This window comes from Falsiroseomonas tokyonensis (assembly GCF_019024325.1).
Classification (GTDB): Bacteria; Pseudomonadota; Alphaproteobacteria; order Acetobacterales; family Acetobacteraceae; genus Falsiroseomonas; species Falsiroseomonas tokyonensis.
Window position 1 is genome coordinate 183,648 of sequence record NZ_JAFNJS010000003.1, and the last position, 20,634, is coordinate 204,281.

At 70.7% G+C, this 20,634-nt stretch carries 22 protein-coding genes; 17 read left to right on the forward strand and 5 right to left on the reverse strand.

All coding sequences use genetic code 11. From position 1 onward, the window contains the following. Positions 1 to 13 precede the first annotated feature (13 nt). On the forward strand, positions 14 to 652 hold the full coding sequence (locus J3S20_RS11405) for a hypothetical protein (RefSeq protein ID WP_216836607.1): 639 nt from the start codon (positions 14 to 16) through the stop codon (positions 650 to 652). 51 nt (positions 653 to 703) lie between these two features. Next, on the forward strand, positions 704 to 2,014 hold the full coding sequence (locus tag J3S20_RS11410; RefSeq protein ID WP_216836608.1) for a cation:proton antiporter: 1,311 nt from the start codon (positions 704 to 706) through the stop codon (positions 2,012 to 2,014). A 16-nt stretch (positions 2,015 to 2,030) separates the two neighbouring features. On the opposite strand, the gene phaC is transcribed toward J3S20_RS11410, so the two are convergent. After that, the gene (phaC, locus tag J3S20_RS11415) at positions 2,031 to 4,103 is read right to left on the reverse strand and encodes a class I poly(R)-hydroxyalkanoic acid synthase (RefSeq protein WP_456305694.1); all 2,073 of its coding nucleotides are present in this window, start codon (positions 4,101 to 4,103) and stop codon (positions 2,031 to 2,033) included. 130 nt (positions 4,104 to 4,233) lie between these two features. On the opposite strand from phaC, the gene J3S20_RS11420 reads away from it, so the two are divergent. The 7 genes from J3S20_RS11420 (at position 4,234) to J3S20_RS11450 (ending at position 11,054) form a co-directional block, all read left to right on the forward strand. Continuing rightward, a complete protein-coding gene (locus tag J3S20_RS11420; protein WP_216836609.1) occupies positions 4,234 to 4,845 on the forward strand; it encodes a hypothetical protein in 612 nt (203 codons plus the stop codon). Between the two features lie 51 nt (positions 4,846 to 4,896). After that, positions 4,897 to 6,108 carry an LL-diaminopimelate aminotransferase gene (locus J3S20_RS11425; RefSeq protein ID WP_216836610.1) on the forward strand — a complete coding sequence of 404 codons (1,212 nt, stop codon included), beginning with the start codon at positions 4,897 to 4,899 and terminating at the stop codon, positions 6,106 to 6,108. Between the two features lie 16 nt (positions 6,109 to 6,124). Further along, complete coding sequence (locus J3S20_RS11430) at positions 6,125 to 7,417, forward strand: homoserine dehydrogenase (RefSeq protein WP_216836611.1); 1,293 nt, start codon at positions 6,125 to 6,127, stop codon at positions 7,415 to 7,417. A gap of 119 nt (positions 7,418 to 7,536) precedes the next feature. Beyond that, entirely contained in the window at positions 7,537 to 8,553 is a 1,017-nt protein-coding gene (gene glpX / locus J3S20_RS11435; protein WP_246602698.1) for a class II fructose-bisphosphatase, read from the forward strand. Beyond that, positions 8,550 to 10,352: a single-stranded-DNA-specific exonuclease RecJ gene (gene recJ, locus J3S20_RS11440; RefSeq protein ID WP_246602705.1), complete on the forward strand. Its 1,803-nt coding sequence runs from the start codon at positions 8,550 to 8,552 to the stop codon at positions 10,350 to 10,352. The genes glpX and recJ overlap by 4 nt, the downstream gene beginning before the upstream one ends. A 64-nt stretch (positions 10,353 to 10,416) precedes the next feature. Next, positions 10,417 to 10,716, forward strand: coding sequence for a hypothetical protein (locus J3S20_RS11445; RefSeq protein ID WP_216836612.1), 300 nt, complete (start codon positions 10,417 to 10,419; stop codon positions 10,714 to 10,716). Beyond that, on the forward strand, positions 10,656 to 11,054 hold the full coding sequence (locus tag J3S20_RS11450) for a hypothetical protein (protein WP_216836613.1): 399 nt from the start codon (positions 10,656 to 10,658) through the stop codon (positions 11,052 to 11,054). The genes J3S20_RS11445 and J3S20_RS11450 overlap by 61 nt, the downstream gene beginning before the upstream one ends. A gap of 318 nt (positions 11,055 to 11,372) precedes the next feature. Here J3S20_RS11450 and J3S20_RS11455 read toward each other — a convergent pair whose 3' ends face one another. Then, positions 11,373 to 12,422, reverse strand: coding sequence for an LLM class flavin-dependent oxidoreductase (locus J3S20_RS11455; RefSeq protein ID WP_216836614.1), 1,050 nt, complete (start codon positions 12,420 to 12,422; stop codon positions 11,373 to 11,375). A gap of 55 nt (positions 12,423 to 12,477) precedes the next feature. Here J3S20_RS11455 and J3S20_RS11460 point away from each other — a divergent pair, with 55 nt between their 5' ends. Together J3S20_RS11460 and J3S20_RS11465 are read left to right on the forward strand one after the other, a co-directional pair. Beyond that, positions 12,478 to 12,948, forward strand: coding sequence for a nucleoside deaminase (locus tag J3S20_RS11460; protein WP_216836615.1), 471 nt, complete (start codon positions 12,478 to 12,480; stop codon positions 12,946 to 12,948). Between the two features lie 192 nt (positions 12,949 to 13,140). Further along, the gene (locus J3S20_RS11465; protein WP_216836616.1) at positions 13,141 to 13,791 is read left to right on the forward strand and encodes a PEP-CTERM sorting domain-containing protein; all 651 of its coding nucleotides are present in this window, start codon (positions 13,141 to 13,143) and stop codon (positions 13,789 to 13,791) included. Positions 13,792 to 14,056: 265 nt separating this feature from the next. Here J3S20_RS11465 and J3S20_RS11470 read toward each other — a convergent pair whose 3' ends face one another. Next, on the reverse strand, positions 14,057 to 15,379 hold the full coding sequence (locus tag J3S20_RS11470) for a DUF445 domain-containing protein (protein ID WP_216836617.1): 1,323 nt from the start codon (positions 15,377 to 15,379) through the stop codon (positions 14,057 to 14,059). Between the two features lie 82 nt (positions 15,380 to 15,461). Between J3S20_RS11470 and J3S20_RS30810 the strand changes: the two genes are divergently transcribed. The 3 genes from J3S20_RS30810 to J3S20_RS11480 are packed head-to-tail and all read left to right on the forward strand — an operon-like array spanning position 15,462 to position 17,219. Then, a complete protein-coding gene (locus tag J3S20_RS30810) occupies positions 15,462 to 15,596 on the forward strand; it encodes a hypothetical protein (protein WP_281419508.1) in 135 nt (44 codons plus the stop codon). Further along, positions 15,593 to 16,348 carry a metal ABC transporter ATP-binding protein gene (locus J3S20_RS11475; RefSeq protein WP_216836618.1) on the forward strand — a complete coding sequence of 252 codons (756 nt, stop codon included), beginning with the start codon at positions 15,593 to 15,595 and terminating at the stop codon, positions 16,346 to 16,348. Before J3S20_RS30810 ends, J3S20_RS11475 begins: the two co-directional genes overlap by 4 nt. A gap of 7 nt (positions 16,349 to 16,355) precedes the next feature. After that, on the forward strand, positions 16,356 to 17,219 hold the full coding sequence (locus J3S20_RS11480) for a metal ABC transporter permease (RefSeq protein WP_216836619.1): 864 nt from the start codon (positions 16,356 to 16,358) through the stop codon (positions 17,217 to 17,219). A 4-nt stretch (positions 17,220 to 17,223) separates the two neighbouring features. On the opposite strand, the gene J3S20_RS11485 is transcribed toward J3S20_RS11480, so the two are convergent. Together J3S20_RS11485 and J3S20_RS11490 are read right to left on the reverse strand one after the other, a co-directional pair. After that, on the reverse strand, positions 17,224 to 17,433 hold the full coding sequence (locus J3S20_RS11485) for a hypothetical protein (protein ID WP_216836620.1): 210 nt from the start codon (positions 17,431 to 17,433) through the stop codon (positions 17,224 to 17,226). Between the two features lie 42 nt (positions 17,434 to 17,475). Continuing rightward, positions 17,476 to 17,976, reverse strand: a complete 501-nt coding sequence (locus J3S20_RS11490; RefSeq protein ID WP_216836621.1) for a YqhA family protein — start codon at positions 17,974 to 17,976, stop codon at positions 17,476 to 17,478. 51 nt (positions 17,977 to 18,027) lie between these two features. Between J3S20_RS11490 and J3S20_RS11495 the strand changes: the two genes are divergently transcribed. The 3 genes from J3S20_RS11495 (at position 18,028) to J3S20_RS11505 (ending at position 20,630) form a co-directional block, all read left to right on the forward strand. Beyond that, positions 18,028 to 18,381 (forward strand): RidA family protein, encoded by a 354-nt coding sequence (locus J3S20_RS11495; protein ID WP_216836622.1) that lies wholly within the window; start codon positions 18,028 to 18,030, stop codon positions 18,379 to 18,381. Positions 18,382 to 18,513: 132 nt separating this feature from the next. Further along, a complete protein-coding gene (gene rfbB / locus J3S20_RS11500; RefSeq protein ID WP_216836623.1) occupies positions 18,514 to 19,575 on the forward strand; it encodes a dTDP-glucose 4,6-dehydratase in 1,062 nt (353 codons plus the stop codon). 68 nt (positions 19,576 to 19,643) lie between these two features. Beyond that, positions 19,644 to 20,630: an NAD-dependent epimerase/dehydratase family protein gene (locus J3S20_RS11505; RefSeq protein ID WP_216836624.1), complete on the forward strand. Its 987-nt coding sequence runs from the start codon at positions 19,644 to 19,646 to the stop codon at positions 20,628 to 20,630. Positions 20,631 to 20,634 lie beyond the last annotated feature (4 nt).

Below are 20,634 nucleotides of genomic sequence, written 5' to 3' on the forward strand. Positions count from 1 at the left end.
GGAGACTCCCCTGATGCGGCCTGCCCTTCTGGCGCTTCTCGTCCTCGCGCTCGCCGGCTGCGCGGAATTGCGCGCGCCGCCGCCGGCTGCGCGGATCCCCGCCGTGCTCGGCGCCGGCAGCGCCGACCCGCTGCGCGATGCCGTGGGCCAGGCGGCGCTGGCCTATGCCGATGGCGGCCGGTCCCTGACGAATGACCCCGCGGCCATGGCGCGTGCCGCGGCGCAGGTCGAGCTGATGACGGTGGAATTCACCCGCGACCTGCGCTGGGCCGCGCTGCCGTCCAGCGTGCTGTTCGAGCTGCGCGGCGCCCGGCTGGAAGGCCGCGCCGCCCTCGGCATCCGCGCCGGCGCCGATCCGGACGAGGTGGTGCGGGCGTTGGCCGCCGCCCATGCGGCGCTGGCGCGCGGCGACCGCGCGGCGGCGGAGGCCGCGCTGCGGCCGGCGCTGTTCGAGCCGGGCGGGGCGGGGACGATGGACTTCCTGACCCGGCCCGGCCCGCTGCCGCAGGGCCGCATCGCCACCAGCCTGGCGCGGGACGAGGTGGACCGGCTGGCGCGCAGCCGCGTCTGGGGCCTGACCGGGGCGCTGGACCCGCAGGCCGGCTGGGTGAATCCGGAGCCCGGGCGGGGCATGGGCATCGGGCCGCGCTGAGCCTTCTGCCGGGGCCGGCGAACGGCGCGGGTCATGCGCCGTTAGCGGTGGATGCCCCCCACCGAAACCCTGCTGCCCGATGCCTATATCGTCGTCCTAACCGGCACCGGCCTGCTGATCGCGCTGGTGACCTGGCTGCCGCTGGTGTTGCGGCGCCTGCCGCTGTCGCTGCCCATCGTCTGCATCGCCCTCGGCGCCGCCATCTTCGCCCTGCCCATGGTGGGCTCGGAACCGCTGCCCCTGGCCTTTCCGGCCTTCACCGAGCGCTTCACCGAATTCGTGGTGATCATCGCCCTGATGGGCGCCGGGCTGAAGATCGACCGAGTCTTCCATCTCCGGCGCTGGGCCGTCACCTGGCGGCTGCTCGGCATCACCATGCCGCTGTCCATCCTGGCGATCACGCTGCTCGGCGCCTGGGCCGGTCTGCCCTGGGTGGCGGCGCTGCTGCTGGGCGCCAGCCTGGCACCGACCGACCCGGTGCTGGCCGCCGATGTGCAGGTGGGCCCGCCGCAATCGGGGGAGGAGGACGAGGTGCGCTTCGGCCTCACCTCCGAGGCCGGGCTGAATGACGGGCTGGCCTTCCCCTTCGTGCATCTGGCGATCGTGCTGGCGCTGGCGGCGGAGACCGGCGAGCCCTGGCTGCTGCACTGGCTGGGCTACCACGCGCTGTGGGAGATCGGCTTCGGCGTGGTGGCGGGCTGGGCCGTGGGCCGGGCCTTCGGTTGGCTGACCTTCCACATGCCGGGCGAAAGCAGGCTGGCCAAGACCGGCGACGGGCTCATCGCCATCGCCGCCACCTTCGTCTCCTACGGGCTGACGGAGATGGCGCATTGCTACGGCTTCCTGGCCGTCTTCGTCACGGCGCTGACGCTGCGCCACGCGCATCGGAAGCACGAGTTCCATCGCGAGATGCACGACCTGACGGAGCAGGTGGAGCGGCTGACCATGATGCTGCTGCTGCTGCTGTTCGGCGGCGCGCTGGTCTCCGGCCTGCTGGCGCCGCTCACCTGGGTGGATGTGGGCGTGGCGGTGGTCGTGCTGCTGCTGGTGCGGCCGCTGGCCGGGCTGGCGGGGCTGGTCGGGCTGCGCGCGGCCTGGGGCGAGAAGCTGACGCTCGCCTTCTTCGGCATCCGCGGCGTCGGCACCTTCTACTACCTGGCCTATGGGCTGAACCACGCGCCCTTCGCGCAGGCGGAGCGGCTCTGGGCGCTGGTCGGGCTGATCGTGCTGCTTTCCGTGCTGCTGCACGGGCTGACGGTGACGCCCGCGATGCGCTGGCTGGATCGCAGCCAGGGCCGCGATCCGGATGCGCCGGAGCGGTCGGAAACTCCGCCGCCCGGCCTGACGGGGCCCGCGCGCTGAAGCCGGGCGGCTTCCGTCAGTCCTTCGCCATCACCAGCACATAGCTGCCGGGCGCATCGCCGAGGCCCGCATCGGCCGGCTGGCGTGCCGGCACCAGGGCCTTGTCCTGCGCCGACACCCAGCGCTGCCAGTCCGGCCACCAGGACCCGGCGAGCTCCGTCGCGCCCTTGAACCAGTCCTCCGGATCCGGCGGCAGGCTGGTATTCACCCAATGGCTGTACTTCCCCGAGTCGGGTGGGTTCACCACGCCGGCAATGTGGCCGGAGGCCGCCAGCACGAAGCGGGTCGGGCCGCCATAGATCTGCGTGCCGCGATAGGTGGATTTCCAGGGCGCGATATGATCCTCCCGCGTCGAGATCAGGTAGCTCGGCACCTTGATCCGGCGCAGGTCGATCTTCACGCCGTCCAGCCCGATGGCGTCCGGCTTCACCAGGTCGTTCTGCTGGTACATGCGGCGCAGGTAGAAGCTGTGCATCTTCGCCGGCATGCGCGTGCTGTCGTCGTTCCAGTAGAGCAGGTCGAAGGGAAACGGCTCCTGCCCCAGCAGGTAGTTGTTCACCACGAAGGACCAGATCAGGTCGTTGGCGCGCAGCATGTTGAAGGTGGTCGCCATCTCCCGGCCCTCGAGGAAGCCCTTCTTCGACATCTTCTCCTCGATGCCGAGCAGCTGTTCCTCGTCGATGAAGACGCCGAGCTCGCCGGCCTCCTCGAAATCCGTCATGGTGACGAAGTAGGTGGCCGACTTGATCCGTGTGTCCTTCTTCGCCGCCATATGCGCCAGCGTGCAGGCCAGCAGCGTGCCGCCCAGGCAGTAGCCGATCGCGTTGACGGATGTCTCGCCGGTCGCCGCCTCGATCGCGTCGAGTGCCGCATAGGGGCCCTCGCGCATGTAGTCCTCGAAACCTTTCTCCGCGAGGTTCTCGTCCGGATTCACCCAGGAGACCACGAAGACCGTGTGCCCCTGCTCCACCGCCCATTTGATGAAACTGTTCTTGGGGCGGAGGTCCAGGATGTAGAACTTGTTGATCCAGGGCGGCAGGATCAGCAGCGGGCGCTTCAGCACCTGCGCGGTGGCCGGCGCGTATTGGATCAGCTCCATCAGCGCATTGCGGAACACCACCTTGCCCGGCGTCACCGCGATATTCTCGCCGACCTTGAACTTGCTGTCGTCGGTCATGCGGATGCGCAGGTTGCCCTTGCCGCGTTCCAAATCGGCCAGCAGGTGGGACAGGCCCTTCAGCAAATTCTCCCCGCCCGTCTCCGCCGTCCGGCGCAGCACTTCCGGATTGGTCATCAGGAAGTTGGACGGGCTCATCGCATCGACGAATTGCCGCGTGTAGAAATCCACCTTCTGCGCGGTCTTGTGGTCCAGCCCCTCCGCCCCCTGCACCACATTGGTGAAGTAGCGGGCGGAGAGCAGGTAGGACTGGCGGATGAAGTCGAAGACCTCGTTCTCGCGCCAGGCCTCGTCCTTGAAGCGCTTGTCGCCGCGCGGCTCCTCGATCACCGGCGGCGTGGCCTCGCCCATCATGCGGCGGGCGGTGTTCTGCCAGAGGGTCAGGTAGTCCTGCCAGAAGCCGATCTGCGCCTGCATCAGCCGCGCCGGATTGGCCATCAGCCGCGCCGTCATGTCGAGGAAGGCGGAGCCGATATGCAGCGGGTCCGGCCCGGTGGCGGGCGTGCCCTCCGCCTGGCGCTTCAGGAAGTCGCCGACGATGCGCTGCCCGCGCTCGGCCACATCGGCCATGGTGCGGGTGACCAGGTTGGGGTCGGGCAGGCGGAAGCCGGGGGTCTCGGCGCGCGGCGGCTCGGCGGCCGGGGACGGCCGGGCCGGGTGGGGGCCTTGGCCGTTGGGGGCGTGGCCATTGGCAGTTGGGCCCGGTACCGGCTTACCCGGTGCAGGCTGGTTCGGCGCAGGCTGGTTCGGCGCCGTGAGGCCGGCCGCCTCGGCCGCCTGGCTCGCTTCCTCAAGCGCCGCGCCAGTCCCAGCCCCGGCGGCGGGACGCCTGGCGCCCTTGCCGCCCGCCGCCCCAGGGGCTGGCTTGTCTCGGCCCGCCTTGCCCCGGCCCGCTTCCCTGTCCTGCGACATGCACCTGCATCCCCCCGAATCCGCCAGCGGCCGCTCCTCGGGGTGACTCTTCCCCGCCGATCCCCAGCCTTGGTGCTTTCGCCCGCAGGTGGTTCGGGGTAACCCTCGGCGCGCGAAGGATTGGGAAGCCATGCACCCGCGCGTCGGACGCCACGGGAAACACGTCGAAGGTAGGGGCCGCCGGGGGCGCGATCAAGCGCGCCTGGGCCCTTGGCCTGCCCATGCCTGCCTGCTGCTGGCGCTGGCCGGCTGCAGCGGGGGCATTCCGCAGGATGCGGACCCCCGCTACTGGTGGCGCAATATCAGCGGTGGCTACCTGGATGGGCGTGAACCGCCGCCGGGCCGCGACGCGCCCTACCCGAATCTCTCCACCGTGCCGCCCCGCCCGGTGCCGCCAAGCGCCGAGGAACGCGCCGCGCTGACCGCCGCCCTTGCGGCGGATCGGGAGGGGTCGCGCAGCGAACTGACCGGTGCCCCCATTGGGACCCCCACCCTGCGTGGCGCGCCCCCCAGCGGTACGGGCGCCGCGCCTCCCGCGCCGCCGACCCTGGCCGCGGTGCCGCCGATCCGTCTGGATCCGGTGCCCGCCCCGACCCAGCCGGCCGTCGCCGCGCCGCCTGTCCTGGCCGCGCCGGTTCCGGCGCCCGCGCCCCTGGCCGGCCCGCCCCCGGCGCCGAGCGGCGACCTCTTCGCCCCGCCGCCGCCGCCGGCCGGCGATCTCCTGGCGCCTCGCCGGAACTGAACCCTTCCGCTATCCTGTCTTTTTGCCGCTCAACCCACGGACCCGACGACAATGACCGAGGAGTTCCACCGCATCCGGCGCCTGCCGCCCTATGTCTTCGCCGAGGTGAACTCGGCCAAGGCCAAGGCCCGCGCAGCCGCCGAGGACATCGTGGACCTCGGCATGGGCAATCCGGACAGCCCGACGCCGCCGCATATCGTGGCCAAGCTGGTCGAGGCCGTGGCCGATCCGCGCACCCATCGCTACAGCGCCTCCAAGGGTATCCCCGGCCTGCGCAAGGCCTTGGCCGGCTATTACGAGCGCCGCTTCAACGTGAAGCTGGACCCGGAGACGGAGGTGGTCGCCACCCTCGGCTCGAAGGAGGGTCTCGCCAACCTGGCCGCCGCCATCACCTCGCCGGGCGACACCATCCTGGTGCCGAATCCCTCCTACCCAATCCACCAGTTCGGCTTCGTGCTGGCCGGCGCCTCCGTGCGCTCCATCCCCTGCACGCCGGACGATGCGATGCTGGAGGCGCTGGACCGCGCGGTGCGGCATTCCGTGCCGAAGCCCACCGCGCTGATCGTGAACTTTCCGTCCAATCCGACGGCGATGCTGGCGGACCTGTATTTCTACCGGAAGATCGTGGATTTCGCGCGCAAGCATGAGATCTTCATCCTGTCCGATCTGGCCTACGCGGAAATCTATTTCGGCAGCGCGGTGCCGCCCTCGATCCTGGAAGTGCCGGGGGCCAAGGACGTGGCGGTGGAATTCACCTCCATGTCGAAGACCTACAACATGCCGGGCTGGCGCATGGGCTTTGCCGCCGGCAATCCGCGCCTGGTCTCGGCGCTGACGCGGGTGAAGTCCTATCTGGACTACGGCGCCTTCGCGCCGATCCAGATCGCCGCCGCCGCCGCGCTGAACGGCCCGCAGGACTGCGTGCAGGAGATGCGCGACCTCTACCGTGAACGCCGCGACGTGATGGTGAAGGGCCTGGCCTCCGCCGGCTGGGAGGTTCCGGTGCCGGAGGCCTCGATGTTCCTCTGGGCGCCGATCCCGGACCGCTTCAAGCATCTGGGCAGCGTCGACTTCTCGAAATTGCTGCTGGCCAAGGCGAAGGTCGCGGTCGCGCCCGGCATCGGCTTCGGCGAGCATGGCGACGGCCATGTCCGCATCGCGCTGGTCGAGAACAGCCAGCGCATCCGCCAGGCGATGCGCGGCATCAAGACCTTCCTCGCCGCCGACAATGCCGGCCCTGTCGAGCAGACCGACGCGGCCTGAACTGGATAGTGAGAGCATGACCAAGCCGCTTTCCGTCGCGGTCGCCGGCCTCGGCACCGTCGGCGCCGGGGTGCTGACCCTGCTGCGCGACAATGCCGCCACCATCTCCGCCCGCGCCGGGCGGCCGATCGCCGTCACCGCCGTCTCCGCCCGCGACCGCACGCGCGACCGCGGCGTCTCGCTGGCCGGGCTGCGCTGGTACGACGATCCGGTGGCACTCGCCCATGACCCGGGCGTCGATGTGGTGGTGGAGGCGATCGGCGGCACGGAAGGCCAGGCGGCCGACCTGGTCCGCGCCGCGCTGCGCGCCGGCAAGCCGGTGGTCACCGCCAACAAGGCGCTGCTGGCCGTGCATGGCGCGGAACTCGCCGAGCTCGCCGAGTCCAAGGGCGTGGCGCTGGCCTATGAGGCCGCGGTGGCCGGCGGCATCCCCGCCATCAAGGCATTGCGGGAGGGGCTGGCGGCGAATGACATCACCCGCGTCCTCGGCATCCTGAACGGCACCTGCAACTACATCCTGACCCAGATGCGCGAGCGCGGCATCGAATTCGCGCAGGCCCTCAGCGAGGCCCAGAAGCTGGGCTATGCCGAGGCCGATCCGGCCTTCGACGTGGATGGCATCGACGCCGCGCACAAGCTGGCGATCCTGGCGGCGCTGGCCTTCGGCCGGCCGGTGGATTTCGACGCCGTGCATGTGGAGGGCATCCGCAGCATCTCCGCCCTCGACATCAAGCTGGCGGAGGAGCTGGGCTACCGCATCAAGCTGCTCGGCATCGCGCGGCGCACGGAAGCGGGGATCGAGACGCGCATGCATCCCTGCATGGTGCCGGTGGCGCATCCCATCGCGCGCGTCGATGGCGTATTCAATGCGGTGGTGGCGGAGGGCGATTTCGTCGGCCGCATCGTGCTGGAGGGCCGCGGCGCCGGGGCGGGACCGACGGCGAGCGCCATCTGCGCCGACCTGATCGACCTGGCCCGCGGCCGCATCACACCGGTCTGGGGCGTCGCCACGCGCGACCTCTCCCACCTGCCCAACCTGCCCATGGCGAAGCGCATCGGCGCCTATTACCTGCGCCTGATGGTGGTGGACCGCCCGGGCGTCATCGCCGATGTCACCGCGGCGCTGCGCGACCACCAGATCAGCCTGGAATCCATGCTGCAGCGCGGCCGTGCGCCGGGCGAGGCGGTGCCGGTGGTGGTCACCACGCATGACTGCGAGGAAGGCCAGATGCGCGCCGCCATCGCCCGGATCGAGGCGCTGGAAGCGGTGCTGGAAACGCCGGCGCTGATCCGGATCGAGGCGCTGTAGGACAGGCGCCGTCCCGTCGTCACCGAGACGGGACGCGCAAGCCCCTTTTCGCCGCCCCCGGTTCCGGGCAACAAGGCCCGCACAGCCATCGTCGCGCTGCCCAGCCGGAGGAGCCCACCTTGTCCGAGACCAATGCGCATCTGGAACGCCAGGTGCATGTCGACCGCAACCTGGCCCTCGAACTGGTCCGGGTGACGGAGGCCGCGGGCCTCGCTGCCAGCCGCTGGATGGGCCGCGGCGACAAGAACGCCGCCGATGGCGCCGCCGTGGAAGCCATGCGCCGCGCCTTCGACACCGTCGCCATCTCCGGCACCGTGGTGATCGGCGAGGGTGAGATGGACGAGGCGCCGATGCTCTATATCGGCGAGAAGGTCGGGCTCTACGCCAAGGCCGGCGGCGGGCCGGAGGTGGATATCGCCGTCGACCCGCTGGAAGGCACCACCATCACCGCCAAGGGCGGGCCGAATGCCATGGCCTGCGTGGCGCTGGCCCAGAAGGGCGGCTTCCTGCATGCGCCCGACGTCTACATGGACAAGATCGCGGTCGGCCCCGGCCTGCCCGATGGCGTGGTGCACCTCGATGCCTCGGTCGAGGAGAACCTGGCGAACCTGGCCAAGGCCAAGGGCCGCAGCGTGAACGACCTGGTCGTCTGCCTGCTGGACCGTGATCGGCACAAGGAGATCGTGAAGCGCTGCCGCGCCGCCGGCGCGCGCATCATGATGATCCCGGATGGCGACGTCTCCGGCGTGGTGGCCGTGTCGCAGCTCGATACGGGCGTGGACATCTACCTCGGCAGCGGCGGGGCGCCGGAGGGCGTTCTGGCGGCCGCCGCGCTGCGCTGCATCGGCGGCCAGATGCAGGGCCGCCTGATCTTTGAGAACGAGGACCAGGTGATCCGCGCCAAGGAAATGGGCATCACCGACCCGGCCCGCATCTATTCCATGACGGACATGGCCAAGGGCGACGTGATGTTCGCCGCCACCGGCGTTACCACCGGCCCGATGCTGCGCGGCGTGCGTGATTTCGGGAAGGGCGCCATCACCCATTCCATCGTCATGCGCTCGAAGTCCGGCACCGTCCGCTATGTGGAGGGTCACCACAACTTCGCGCTGAAGCCCGCGGCCTTCGCCGGTTGAACGACGCGGCCGCCCCATTGCTGGGCGCCCCCGGCGCCGAAGTGGCGCTGGGGGTGGCGCGCAGCGCCCTCGGGCGGCGCTGGATCTGGCGGCAGGGCGATGCGCGCACCGGCCTCGGCATCGCGCAGCGCCTGGCGCTGCCGGAGCTGGTCGGGCGGCTGCTGGCGGCGCGCGGCGTGGGGGTGGAGGCGGCGGCGGATTTCCTGGAGCCGACGCTCCGGGCGCTGATGCCCGACCCCTCCACCCTGCGGGACATGGATGCGGCGGCATCGCGCCTGGCCGATGCGGCGCAGGCCGGCGAGCAGGTGGTGGTCTTCGGCGACTACGACGTGGACGGCGCCTGTTCCGGCGCGCTGACCGTGCGCTTCCTGCGGGAGCTCGGCGCCCGGGTGGTGCATTACGTGCCGGACCGGATCGCGGAGGGCTATGGCCCGAATGCCAAGGCCATCGCCAGCCTCTGCGACCGCGGCGCCACGCTGATCGTCACGGTGGATTGCGGCATCGCGGCGGAAGTGGCGCTGGAGGCGGCGCGGGGCCGCGCCGATGTGGTGATCCTGGACCACCACAAGGCGGAAGGCCCGGTGCCGCGGGTGCGGGCGGCGGTCAATCCGAACCGGCTGGACTGCACCAGCGGCCTCGGCATGCTCTGCGCCGCCGGCGTCGCCTTCCTGGCCGCCGTCGCCACGGTGCGGGAACTGCGCCGGCGCGGCGCCTTCGCCACCCGGCCCGAACCCAGATTGCTGGAGCTGCTGGACCTGGTGGCGCTGGCCACCGTCTGCGACGTGATGCCACTGACCGGGCTGAACCGCGCCCTGGTCGCGCAGGGGCTGAAGGTGATGGCCCGCCGCGGCCGCGCCGGCATCGCCGCGCTGCTGGAAGTGGCCTTGGCCAAGGATGCGCCCAGCGCCCATACGCTGGGCTTCCTGCTCGGCCCGCGCATCAATGCCTCCGGCCGCATCGACGAAAGCGACCTCGGCCTGCGCCTGCTGCTGGAGGATGACCCGCTGGAGGCCCGCGCCATGGCGGAGCGGCTGGATGCGGTGAACAAGCGGCGGCAGGAGGTGGAGGCCGATGTGCTGACCGCCGCCATGGCCGAGGCCGAGCGCCAGGCGAGCCACGGCCATCCCGTCTTGCTGGTGGTGGGGGAGGGGTGGCACCCCGGCGTCGTCGGCATCGTCGCCGGCCGGATGAAGGAAAAATACAACCGCCCCGCCTGCGTCGCCGGGCTGAACAACGGCCTGGCCAAGGGCTCCGGCCGCTCCGTCGCCGGGGTGGATCTCGGGGCGGCCGTCATCGCCGCGCGCCAGGCTGGGCTGCTGGAGACCGGCGGCGGCCATGCCATGGCGGCCGGCTTCTCCTTCCTCGCGGCGCAGGAGGGAGAATTCCACGCCTTTCTGGATGAGCGCCTGGCCCATGCGGCGGAGCTGCCCGGCGCGGCCGACCTGCCGGTGGAGGGCTCGATCGCCGTCTCCGGCGCCACGGTGGAGGTGGCGAGCCAGATCGCGCGCCTCGCCCCCTTTGGCGCGGGGAATGAGGAGCCGATCTTCGTGCTGTCCCGCGCCCGGGTGGTGCGCGCCGATCGCGTGGGCAAGGAAGGCGGCACCATCCGCGCCTTCCTGGAGGGGGAGGGCGGCAGCGGCCGGCTGAAGGCCATCTGCTTCCGTGCCAAGGAGGGGCCGCTGGCCAGCGCCCTGCTCGGCGGCGGCATCCTGCACCTGGCCGGGCATCTGCGGGCCGAGAGCTGGAACGACAGCGTGACCGCCAGCTTTCATGTGGTGGATGCGGCGCCCGTGCCCTGAACCGTCACAGGCCGTAACAGACCCGCCCTTGAAGCCAGCGCCCGGGCGGGCAACATGACGCATCATGGAACCGCATCGCCCCCCGCCTGTCATCGACATGACGCCTGACGGGCAGTTCACGCAGCCGCCAACGCCGCCGCGTCCGGGCATGCTGGACCGCGTCCTGGCCCGCGTCGGCGGTGTGGCGCTGCTGGTGGCGCTGGTCGCCGGCGGGCTGGTGCTGGCCTCACTGGCCGTGCTCTTCGTCGGCCTGATCCTGCCGGTGCTGGTGGTGGCCGGGCTGATCGGCGCGGGGTCCCTCTGGTGGCGCCTGCGCCGCGCCCGGCAGCAGGGGCGGCCCGTCTTCGTCGTCATGCGGCGCTGAGCACCCCGCCCTTCCGGATCGATCCGGGAAGGCTCTACGAGGTTTCCCGCAGCGGCGCCGCCTGGACCGAAGGCGACCCGGCCGAGGCCGCGGCCCGGCTGCGCCGCATGCGCTGGCTGTTCGGCATCGGCCTGACGGTGAATGCCGTCACCTGGACCGCCTCCGGCGCCGCCTTCGCGTTGGGCGGCCCGCATTGGGGCGCAGGCTTCGGCCTGCTGGCAGTGCTGACCGCGCCGCTGCTTGGCCTGCCGGCCCTGGCCGAGGCCTTTGCCCGGCGGCGCGCCCGGCACCGGCATCGGAGCCGCCCGAAAGATTTTGCTGGTAACGTAACAAAATAATCAGGCTGCTAAGTAGGTGCTGCGCGACCACTGCACCCCGATTCCATCCATGAATGGCGGCAAGCGTAGTCGTGCACGGCGACGGCACCTTGGATGAAGCCGCCCATGCCGCCAAGAATTGCTGCGGTAGCAACCGCCACAGCTCCTGCCTTCTGCCAACGCGAGAGAGACAGCCGGCGCCCGATCTCTACCGGCTTGCCATCCCAGTAAAGGCGCCCGTCGTCATCCAGGCCAAGCCAACCTGTTTCATCAAGGGACATCTGCCGAACACCGGGCGGCCACTTTGATTGGTCAGGCTCGGTGCCCGGCGCGATTCTGCTAGGCATGTTGCAGAATGCCTTGTTCTAGATGGACCTTCGCGACCGCCTCCGCCAACAGCCGAAAGCTTTCCTGCCGGGCCTTGGGGTCGTGGCAGGGGGTCAGCACCGCCACCTCCTCCACCCCATGCGCCGCGGCCAGGGCGGCCAGCCGCGCCGCCACCTGTTCCGGGGCACCGACCAAAGCGCGGGCGCGCATCCGCTCGATCTTGGCCAGTTCCTCGGGCGTGTAGGTGTAGGCCTCGGCCTCCTCCGCGCTCGGCAGCGGCGGGTAGATGCCGCGATCGCGCGACAGGCGCCACAGGGCGCGGGACCGGAAATGGCGCTGCGCCTCGGCCTCCGTCGCCGCGGTCAGGGCATAGACGGCGACCACCCCCTGGGGCTTTGCCAGCCGGCCCGGCACGCCGGGATGCGGCCGGAAGCCCTCCCGGTACAGGCCCATCGCCTCCTCGCTGCCGCGCCCATCGGTGATGAAATGCGCAAAGCAGTAGGGCAGGCCGAAATAGGCGGCGAGCTGGGCGCCGAAGTCGGAACTGCCAAGAATCCACACCTCCGGCCGCGTCGGGATGGCGGGGTTGGCGGTGACCATGCGGAAGGGGTGGCTCTCGGGCAGCCCATCGCCCAGCCAGCCCATCAGGTCCTGCACCTGCTGCGGGAAGCGGTCTGCCGCGGCCGCCGCATCCGGGTTCAGCGCATAGGCGGTGCGGCCATCGGATCCCGGGGCACGACCGACGCCGAGGTCGATGCGGCCGGGCGCGATCGCCTCCAGCACCCGGAACTGCTCGGCCACCTTCAGCGCGGAATAATGCGGCAGCATCACCCCGGCGGTGCCGATGCGGATGCGCTGCGTGGTCGCCGCGATGGCGGCCACCAGGATCTCGGGCGCCGTGCCGGCGTGGGAGGCGCTGTTGTGGTGCTCCGCCAGCCAGTAGCGGCGATAGCCCCATTGGTCCGCCAGCCGGGCCAGCGCCAGCGTCTCCCGGATCGCCTCATCCGCGCCGCGGCCGGAGGCGATGGTCGATTGGTCGAGAATGGACAGCGCAAGCGGCATCGTTGACCCTCCACCCGCAAGGTGGGGCCTGCGGCCCGCCGCGTCGAGGTGGCCGATGACGGACGAGGATTTCATGCGCCAGGCCATCGCCCTGTCGCGCCGCGGCATGGAGGGCGGCGCCGGCGGGCCCTTCGGCGCCGTGGTGGTGCTGGACGGGCAGGTGGTGGCGGAGGGCTGGAACCAGGTCACCTCCACCAACGACCCCACGGCGCATGCCGAGATCGTGGCGCTGCGCCGCGCCTGCGCCGCCCTCGGCCGCTTCGAGCTGCGCGGCGCCACCGTCTTCACCAGCTGCGAGCCCTGCCCGATGTGTCTGGCGGCGCTGTACTGGTCGCGCTGCGACCGCGTGGTCTTCGCGAATGACCGGGCGCAGGCGGCCGCGATCGGCTTCGACGATGCGCTGCTTTACGAGGAGATTCCGAAGCCGGTCGAGGCGCGGCTGCTGCCCATGCGCCGGCTGCTGCAGGCCGAGGCGCTGGAGGTGTTTTACGCCTGGATGGAGAAGGCGGACCGAACCCTTTACTGAGGCGTAACGGCGCTGAACTGGACGTGCATGTCGACAAATCTGACGCCGGTCACTGCCGCGTTGTAAACTGCGCTCGATAAACATTCTGAATCAATGTCGTTACTGTCTGGCACGGACATTGCTGTTTCCCTTCCGCAGCGATCCCGCTGCATGCGCGGCGGCGGTCCCGTCGCACGGACAGAAAGACAGACGATGTTCGGAAAAATCCTCGGCGCCGCCGTCGGTGCCATGGCGCTGGTCGGCGTCTCCTCGGCCCAGGCGGCGCCGGTCAACTTCAACATCATCTCGGGCGGCTTCACGGTCGGCTCGGGCTACGGCAACAACGTCGGCCAGCTCGACGTGGTCTTCACCGACCTGCTGCAGGCGCAGAGCTTCAGCCTGGAGCTGGGCGAAACGGAATCCTTCCTCTTCGGCCGCGCCACGCTGGGCGAGGCCTGCATCACTCCCTTCGTCTGCCCGGCGCCGCTGAGCAATGAGACGGACAATCTGGGCGTGACGGCCAACCTGGTCTTCACCAGCCCCCTGGCCGACACCGTGCAGGTGGTGGCGGCGACGGGTGCCTTCGTCGGGCCGGTGGATGACGGCATCTTCGACGCCCTTTTCAACATCACCGACTACTTCATCGACTTCAGCCCGGTGGTGGTGAACTTCGGCGTCGGCGGCGCCTTCGTGGTGGATATCGGCGACATGTACTTCGCCCAGAACGGCTCCATCACCAACGGCGCCAATGTGACGCTGACGGCGGTGCCGGTGCCGGAGCCCGCTTCCCTGGTCCTGTTCAGCGCGGGCCTCTTGGGCCTGGGCCTGGCGCGGCGCAAGGCGCGGCAGGGCGTCGCGGCTTGAGGCTGCCGGGGCGCGACCGGATGGTCGTGCCCCCAACGGCCCCCTATCCGGCGCGGCGCGGCAGCAGCTGCCGCGCCGCCAGGTACATGGCATCGAGCAGCGCGAGCAGCGGGTCGCGGGAGACGATCGCCGGCTGGCAGAGAAGCGGGCGGCTGGCTTGCATGACTTGATGTCCCTTGCCTGGTGACCAGGGAAGCCTGCGCCGCACGCCGTACCAAAAACTTAAACTGGATGGATTTTCATCAAGTCCGTCCCAGCCAGTGGCTCATCCCGCCACCCGCCCGAAGATCGCTGTCAGCAGTGCATAGAGCGCCCCACCGACCAGGAAGCCCACCAGCGTCCCGTTCATGCGGACATATTGCAGGTCGCGCCCGACCCGCAGCTCGATCTTCTCCGTCACCGTCGCCGTGTCCCAGTTCCGCACCACGCCGGCGATGAAATCCGAAAGCTGGCTGCGGGCGCGCGGCAGCAGCGCGATCAGGGCGCGCTCGGCGCCCTTGTTCAGCCGATCCCGCGCCGCCTGATCCTCGGCCAGCACGGTGCCGAGATTGCCGAGGGCCGCCTGCAGCGCCTGCACGGTGCGGCCATTCGGATTGCTGGCATCGGCCTCCATCGCCGTGCGCAGCCGTGTCCAGATATCGCCGAGCCAGGCGGCGACGGCCGGATGGGCCAGCGCCTCCCGCAGCGCGCGGCCGACGGCGGCGGCGCGGTCCGGGTCCGTCTCCAGCCGGGTGATCTCGGCGCGGATCCAGCTCTCGAAGGCCGCGCGCAGGTCGCTATCGCCGGGCTGCACGCGGTCGAGCTCCGCATTCAGGGCGGAGAGCACGCGGCGCGCGATGCCGGCGCCGGCGATCCAGCCGACCAGCGCGCCGCCTTCCGCCCGAACCCGGGCCGCGATCGCGGTCTGCAACTGGTCCTCCTTCGCCACCAGCACCGCCTTGAGCTGGCCGATGGCGAGGTCGAAGACCTCCTGGTGCCGGCCGCCCTCGATCAGCGCGGTCAGGGCGCGGGCCAGCACCCGGGCGGCGCCGGGGCCGCCGGCGATGCGCGGCAGCAGTCGGGTCAGCAGGCGCCGCGCGCGGCCATCCTCAAGGCTGGCCAGGATGCGGGGCAGGGCCTTGGCCAGGGCATTGGCGGCGGGCTGCACCGCGGCAGGGTCGGAGAAGAAGTCGCCCAGCACCCGCGCCAGGTCCACCTTGGAGAGGACCCGGGAGACTTCGGCTTCCGTGAAGACGTGGTTCGCCACGAAGCGGCCGAGCCCGGCGCCCAGGCGTTCCTTCTGCATCGGGATGATGGCGGTGTGCGGGATGGGCAGGCCCAGCGGATGGCGGAACAGCGCCGTCACCGCGAACCAGTCGGCGATGCCGCCGACCACGCCGGCCTTGGCGGCGGCCTGCAGCAGGTCCGTGGCATAGCCCGGCGGCAGCGCGTAGCTGCCGAGCAGCAGCCCGCCCATGCCGGCCAACAGGCCGGTGGCGGCGGCGCGGTGGCGCTTGAGGCCACGGCGCAGCGCGGCCTCCGGGTCCTCGGCGGGCGGAAGAAGGGCGGCGGGGGTGGGGTTGGCGAAAGGCTGGGGTCTGTCCTGCATCGCCTGCGCAGGTAGTCCACCTGAAACCCTTTTCCCAGGCGCGGCTTGAAGGCTATAGGGGGCGCGACGTTATAAGGTAACCATGCGCCAGCTCCTGCCCCCCTTCCTCGCCGCCGATCCGCTCGCCCTCTCCTCGGGGGTTGGGGCGCGGATGCTGCTGGTGCTGGCGGTGCTGGCGGGGCTTTGGGGGGCGGTACTTTGGGCGCTGGCGGCATGAGCGGGGCGCAGACGGCCCGGCGCGGGCCGGCGGTGGAGATCGCGAACCTCACCGCCACGCATCAGCGGCATCCGGCGGTGCATCACGTCTCCGCCAGCTTCGCGCCGGGGGCGCTGGCCGCCATCGTCGGGCCGAATGGCGCGGGCAAGACCACGCTTCTGCGCAGCATCGCCGGGCTGCACCGGGTGGATGAGGGGCGGGTGACGCTCAGCGGCCAGAAGCCGCGCGTCGCGCTGCTGCCGCAGCAATCCGGCATGGACCGCGCCTTCCCGATCCTCTGCCTGGATGTGGTGCTGCAGGGGCTGTGGTCCCGCCTCGGCGCCTTCCGCGGCGCCAGCGCGGCGGACCGGGACCGGGCGCAGCATGCGCTGGAGGCGGTGGGCCTCGGCGGCTTCGGCCGCCGCCCCGTCAGCGCCATGTCCGCCGGCCAGTTCCAGCGGCTGCTCTTTGCCCGGCTGCTGGTGCAGGATGCCGACCTGATCCTGCTGGACGAGCCCTTCAACGCCGTCGATGCCCGCACCGCCGCGGACCTGCTGGCCGTCCTGCGCCGCTGGCATGGCGAGGGCCGCACCGTGCTGGCCGTGCTGCACGACCTGGACCTGGTCGAGCGCGAATTCCCCGACTGCCTGCTGCTGGCGCGCGAGACCATCGCCTGCGGCCCGACGGCGGAGGTGCTGACCGCCCGCAACCGCCTGCGCGCCCGGATGATGGCCGAGGCCTGGGACGAATCCGCCCCCGCCTGCGCGGCCTAGGCCGGCCATGGATTGGCTGTTCGGCCCCTTCCTGGAATTCGGCTTCATGCGCCGCGCTTTGGTGGGCTGCCTGGCGCTGGCCGTGGCGGCGCCGCTGCTCGGCGTGTTCCTGATGCTGCGGCGGACCTCCCTGACGGCGGAGGTGCTGGCGCATGGCGTGACGCCCGGCATCGCCGCCGGCTTCCTGATCGCGGGTCTATCGGTGCCGGCCATGTCGCTGGGCGGGCTGGTGGCGGGGCTGTTGGTGGCGGTCGGCGCCGGCGCGCTATCCCGCGCCACGGGGGGGCGGGAGGATGCGGCGCTGACGGCGCTGTACCTGATCGCGCTCGCGCTCGGCGTCACCCTGGTTTCGCTGCGTGGCGATACCTCGGACCTCACCCATTTGCTCTTCGGCCAGGTGCTGGGGGTGGATGACCCGGCGCTGCTGCTGATGGCGGGCGTCGCCACCCTGACCCTGCCGTTGCTGGCGCTCGCCTGGCGGCCGCTGGCGCTGGAGTGCTTCGACCCGGGATTCGCGCAGGCCGAGGGGGTGCGCGGCGGGCTATGGCACGCGCTGTTCCTGGTGCTGGTGGTGCTGAACGTGCTGGCCGCCTTCCAGGCCATGGGCACGCTGATGGCGGTGGGGCTGATGATGCTGCCCGCCGTCGCCTCCCGCCACTGGGCGCGGGAGCTGTCGGGGCTGGCCTATGCGGCGGTGGGGCTGGCGGTGCTGTCCGCCATCTTCGGCCTGCTGGCCAGCTACCACCTGGACCTGCCCTCCGGCCCCGCCATCGTGCTGACGGCCGGGGTCCTCTGGGCCATTTCCGTCATTGCCGGACCGGTGGACGGGCTATGGGCGCGCTGGGCGCGGCGGCCGCACCTGGCAGGGTGAGGGGTCAGTCCCCGTCCCGCGCATCGCGCAGCAGGTCCTCCCGCTGCTGCCGGAGATAATCCTGCATCAGATCCGCGACGGAGGGCGAGGGTCCGTAGCCGTAGCGGTCGCGTACGTCCTGCACCGGATTGTGCAGCCAGCCATAGCCGCCGGTGACGGCGGCCAGCTCGGCCTCATGCAGCGGCCGGGGGGCGGATTGGGGATTTTCGGACATGTCGCTTCTCCTGAGACCTGAACTCAGGATGCGATGCGAGGGTTAACCCTTCGTCTTCTTCCCTGCCAGCCGGTCCAGCACGCCCAGCGCCACGGCGCCCGCCACGAACATGCCGTGGATGGCCAGGCCCCACATCACCGTCCGGTCGTCATAGCTGGAGACCTCCATGAAGATCTGCAGCAGGTGGATGGAGGAGATGGCGATCAGCGCCGAGGCCAGCTTGATCTTCAGATTGCCGGGATCGACGTTGGCCACCCAGCTCACCCCCTCCGCATCCTCGTGCTTGTCCAGCCGGGAGACCAGGCTGTCGTAGGAGGAGATGATGACGGTGACGACGAGGGAGGCGACCAGCGCCGAATCCAGCAGGTGCAGCAGGTCCAGCAGCTGGCGGTTGTCGGCGCCGTTCAGCGCATTGCCGGCGAATTTCCACAGCTTCGCCAGGAAGCCCAGCGCATAGATCGACAGCGCCACGGCCAGGCCGAGCAGGAAGACCGCCAGCAGGTGGCGGCTGGCGAGGACGGCTTTGTCGATCAAGGCCTGCATGGCACCCTCCGGCTGACGCTGATTTGCCCCGTTACGGGGCCGGAGGGAAGCATGACGATACGCCGCATCGCAGAGGAACAGCGCCTATCGGGCGCCGTGGTGGGGGGCGGCCTGGTCTGGCTGGCCGGCCAGGTGGCCGATGACCCCAGCCTGGATGCGGAAGGCCAGACCAAGGACATCCTGGCCCAGATCGACGCGCTGCTGGCCGAGGCCGGGACGGACAAGCGCGCCTTGGTCAGCGTGACCATCGTGCTGGCCGATATCCGCGACGCGCCGGCGATGAACCGCGCCTGGGACGCCTGGCTCGACCCCACCGCCAAGCCCGCCCGCATGACGATCGAGGCGGCGCTGGTCGATCCGCGCTGGAAGGTGGAGATCACCGGGGTTGCGCTCGCGCCGGCGTGAGGCCCCCTCGACCGGCGGCGCCAGGACGGGCAATTTGCGCCCGTTCATCAAGGAATGGCCATGGCGCCGCCCGGGCATGGCCGCGGCGGCGCCGCAATCCGCAGGCTTAGATATGCCGACCGAGGAGTCTCCATGAACATCCTGCTGACCGGCGGCCTGGGCTTCATCGGCTCCGCCGTCGTCCGCCGCCTGATCGCCACCACCGACCATGTGGTGGTGAATGTCGACAAGGAGACTTACGCCGCGAGCCACGAGGCGCTGGGCGTCGCCCGCGGCCATGCGCGGCATGTGCATCTCAAGCATGACATATGCGATGCCGAGGCGATGTCCGCCGTGCTGGCGCAGTGGCAGCCGGAGGTGGTGATGCATCTGGCGGCCGAAAGCCATGTCGATCGCAGCATCGACGGCCCGGCAGAGTTCATCCGCACCAATGTCGTGGGCACCCAGGTGCTGCTGGAGGCGGCGCGCGCCTATTGGTCCGGCCTCGACGCCACGCGCAAGGCGGCCTTCCGCTTCCACCACATCAGCACCGACGAAGTCTTCGGCAGCCTGGAGACGCTGGACGCCAAGCCCTTCGACGAGCACACGCCCTACGATCCGCGCAGCCCCTATAGCGCGTCCAAGGCGGCCTCCGACCACCTGGTGCGCGCCTGGCACCACACCTATGGGTTTCCTTCCTTCGTCTCCAACACGACGAACAATTACGGCCCCTGGCAATTCCCCGAAAAACTGATCCCGCTGGTCTCGCTGAATGCGCTGGAGGGGCGGCCGCTGCCGGTCTATGGCGACGGCGCCAATATCCGTGACTGGATCCATGTGGAGGATCATGCGGAGGCGCTGTGCCTGGCGGCGCTCGGCGCGGGCCAGCCAGGCGGCACCTATTGCATCGGGCCGCGGCAGGAACGCAGCAACCTGGTCGTGGTGAAGACCATCTGCGCCGTGCTGGACCGGCTGCGGCCGGACCCGGCGGGGCCGCGGGAGAGGCTGATCACCTTCGTGAAGGACCGCCCGGGCCACGATTTCCGCTACGCCATGGATCCCTCCGGCGCGGAGAAGGTGCTGGGCTGGCGGGCGAAGTACGATTTCGAAAGCGGGCTGGAGCAGACGCTGCGCTGGTACCTGGACAACGAGGCCTGGTGGGGCCCGATCCGTGCCGCGCGGTATTCCGGGCAGCGGCTCGGTAAGGCTGGATGAACGAAAGCCCTTTCCCCCCACTTATTGGGGGAGAGGGCTTTGCAGGCGACGTTTGAGGATACGCAAACATGGACGGCTGGCGCGGCAAGCGCGTGTTGGTGACGGGCGGGGCAGGGTTTCTCGGCAGCGGGCTGTGCCATGCCCTGGCCGCGGAAGGCGCCCGCGTGGTGGCGCTGGACGCCATGGAGCCCGAGGGCGGCGCCAATTCGCTGAACCTCGAGGGCAGCAATGTCATGCTGGTGCGCGGCGACATCCGCGACGCGGAGCTGCACAGCCTCTGCAACGGCATCGACGTGCTGTTCAACATGGCCGCGCAGACCAGCCACATGGGCGGACAGCGCGACCCGGTCTCCGACATCGCCATCAATGCGGTGGCCCAGGTGCGCCTCATCGGCGTGATGCGCGAGGCCGCGCCCAAGGCCACGGTTGTCCACGCCTCCACCCGCCAGTTCTACGGCCGCCCGCAATACCTGCCGGTGGATGAGAAGCACACGGTGAACCCGCCCGATGCCAACGGCGTCTCCAAATGGGCGGGCGAGCAGTACTGGCTGCTGGAGAACCGCGTGCACGGCCGCCCCGTGGTGTCCCTCCGCCTGACCAACTGCTACGGCCCGCGGCTCCGCATCAAGGACGCCAAGCAGACCTTCCTGGGGATCTGGATCCGCCGCGTTCTCGAAGGCGAACCCTTCGAGGTCTGGGGCGGCGAGCAGCTGCGCGACCTGACCTACCTGGACGACGTCACCGACGCCTTTCTTCGAGCTGGCCTGCAGGCCGCGCGGCCTGAGGTGAACGGCAAGGTCTTCAACATCGGCGGCCCGCCCCCACTGTCCCTGCACGACCTGGCGGAACGCCTGATCGCCGCGAATGGCGGCCAGGGCAGCTTCGTCACGAAAACCTTTCCGGCCGACCGGGCCCAGATCGACATCGGCAGCTACGCCGCCGACGACCGCGCCTTCCGCGCCGCCACCGGCTGGTGGCCCCGCATCGAGGTGGATGAAGGGCTGCGCCGTTCGCTCGAATGGTACCGCCCGCGCCTCGCCGAATACACCGCCTGATCCC

Excerpts from the sequence above, each read along its gene's own strand:
- J3S20_RS11405 (WP_216836607.1), top strand. The coding sequence starts at position 14 with ATGCGGCCTGCCCTTCTGGCGCTTCTCGTCCTCGCGCTCGCCGGCTGC.
- J3S20_RS11410 (WP_216836608.1), top strand. The coding sequence starts at position 704 with ATGCCCCCCACCGAAACCCTGCTGCCCGATGCCTATATCGTCGTCCTA.
- phaC (WP_456305694.1), bottom strand. The coding sequence starts at position 4,103 with ATGTCGCAGGACAGGGAAGCGGGCCGGGGCAAGGCGGGCCGAGACAAG.
- J3S20_RS11420 (WP_216836609.1), top strand. The coding sequence starts at position 4,234 with ATGCACCCGCGCGTCGGACGCCACGGGAAACACGTCGAAGGTAGGGGC.
- J3S20_RS11425 (WP_216836610.1), top strand. The coding sequence starts at position 4,897 with ATGACCGAGGAGTTCCACCGCATCCGGCGCCTGCCGCCCTATGTCTTC.
- J3S20_RS11430 (WP_216836611.1), top strand. The coding sequence starts at position 6,125 with ATGACCAAGCCGCTTTCCGTCGCGGTCGCCGGCCTCGGCACCGTCGGC.
- J3S20_RS11445 (WP_216836612.1), top strand. The coding sequence starts at position 10,417 with ATGGAACCGCATCGCCCCCCGCCTGTCATCGACATGACGCCTGACGGG.
- J3S20_RS11455 (WP_216836614.1), bottom strand. The coding sequence starts at position 12,422 with ATGCCGCTTGCGCTGTCCATTCTCGACCAATCGACCATCGCCTCCGGC.
- J3S20_RS11460 (WP_216836615.1), top strand. The coding sequence starts at position 12,478 with ATGACGGACGAGGATTTCATGCGCCAGGCCATCGCCCTGTCGCGCCGC.
- J3S20_RS11465 (WP_216836616.1), top strand. The coding sequence starts at position 13,141 with ATGTTCGGAAAAATCCTCGGCGCCGCCGTCGGTGCCATGGCGCTGGTC.
- J3S20_RS11470 (WP_216836617.1), bottom strand. The coding sequence starts at position 15,379 with ATGCAGGACAGACCCCAGCCTTTCGCCAACCCCACCCCCGCCGCCCTT.
- J3S20_RS30810 (WP_281419508.1), top strand. The coding sequence starts at position 15,462 with ATGCGCCAGCTCCTGCCCCCCTTCCTCGCCGCCGATCCGCTCGCCCTC.
- J3S20_RS11475 (WP_216836618.1), top strand. The coding sequence starts at position 15,593 with ATGAGCGGGGCGCAGACGGCCCGGCGCGGGCCGGCGGTGGAGATCGCG.
- J3S20_RS11480 (WP_216836619.1), top strand. The coding sequence starts at position 16,356 with ATGGATTGGCTGTTCGGCCCCTTCCTGGAATTCGGCTTCATGCGCCGC.
- J3S20_RS11485 (WP_216836620.1), bottom strand. The coding sequence starts at position 17,433 with ATGTCCGAAAATCCCCAATCCGCCCCCCGGCCGCTGCATGAGGCCGAG.
- J3S20_RS11490 (WP_216836621.1), bottom strand. The coding sequence starts at position 17,976 with ATGCAGGCCTTGATCGACAAAGCCGTCCTCGCCAGCCGCCACCTGCTG.
- J3S20_RS11495 (WP_216836622.1), top strand. The coding sequence starts at position 18,028 with ATGACGATACGCCGCATCGCAGAGGAACAGCGCCTATCGGGCGCCGTG.
- rfbB (WP_216836623.1), top strand. The coding sequence starts at position 18,514 with ATGAACATCCTGCTGACCGGCGGCCTGGGCTTCATCGGCTCCGCCGTC.
- J3S20_RS11505 (WP_216836624.1), top strand. The coding sequence starts at position 19,644 with ATGGACGGCTGGCGCGGCAAGCGCGTGTTGGTGACGGGCGGGGCAGGG.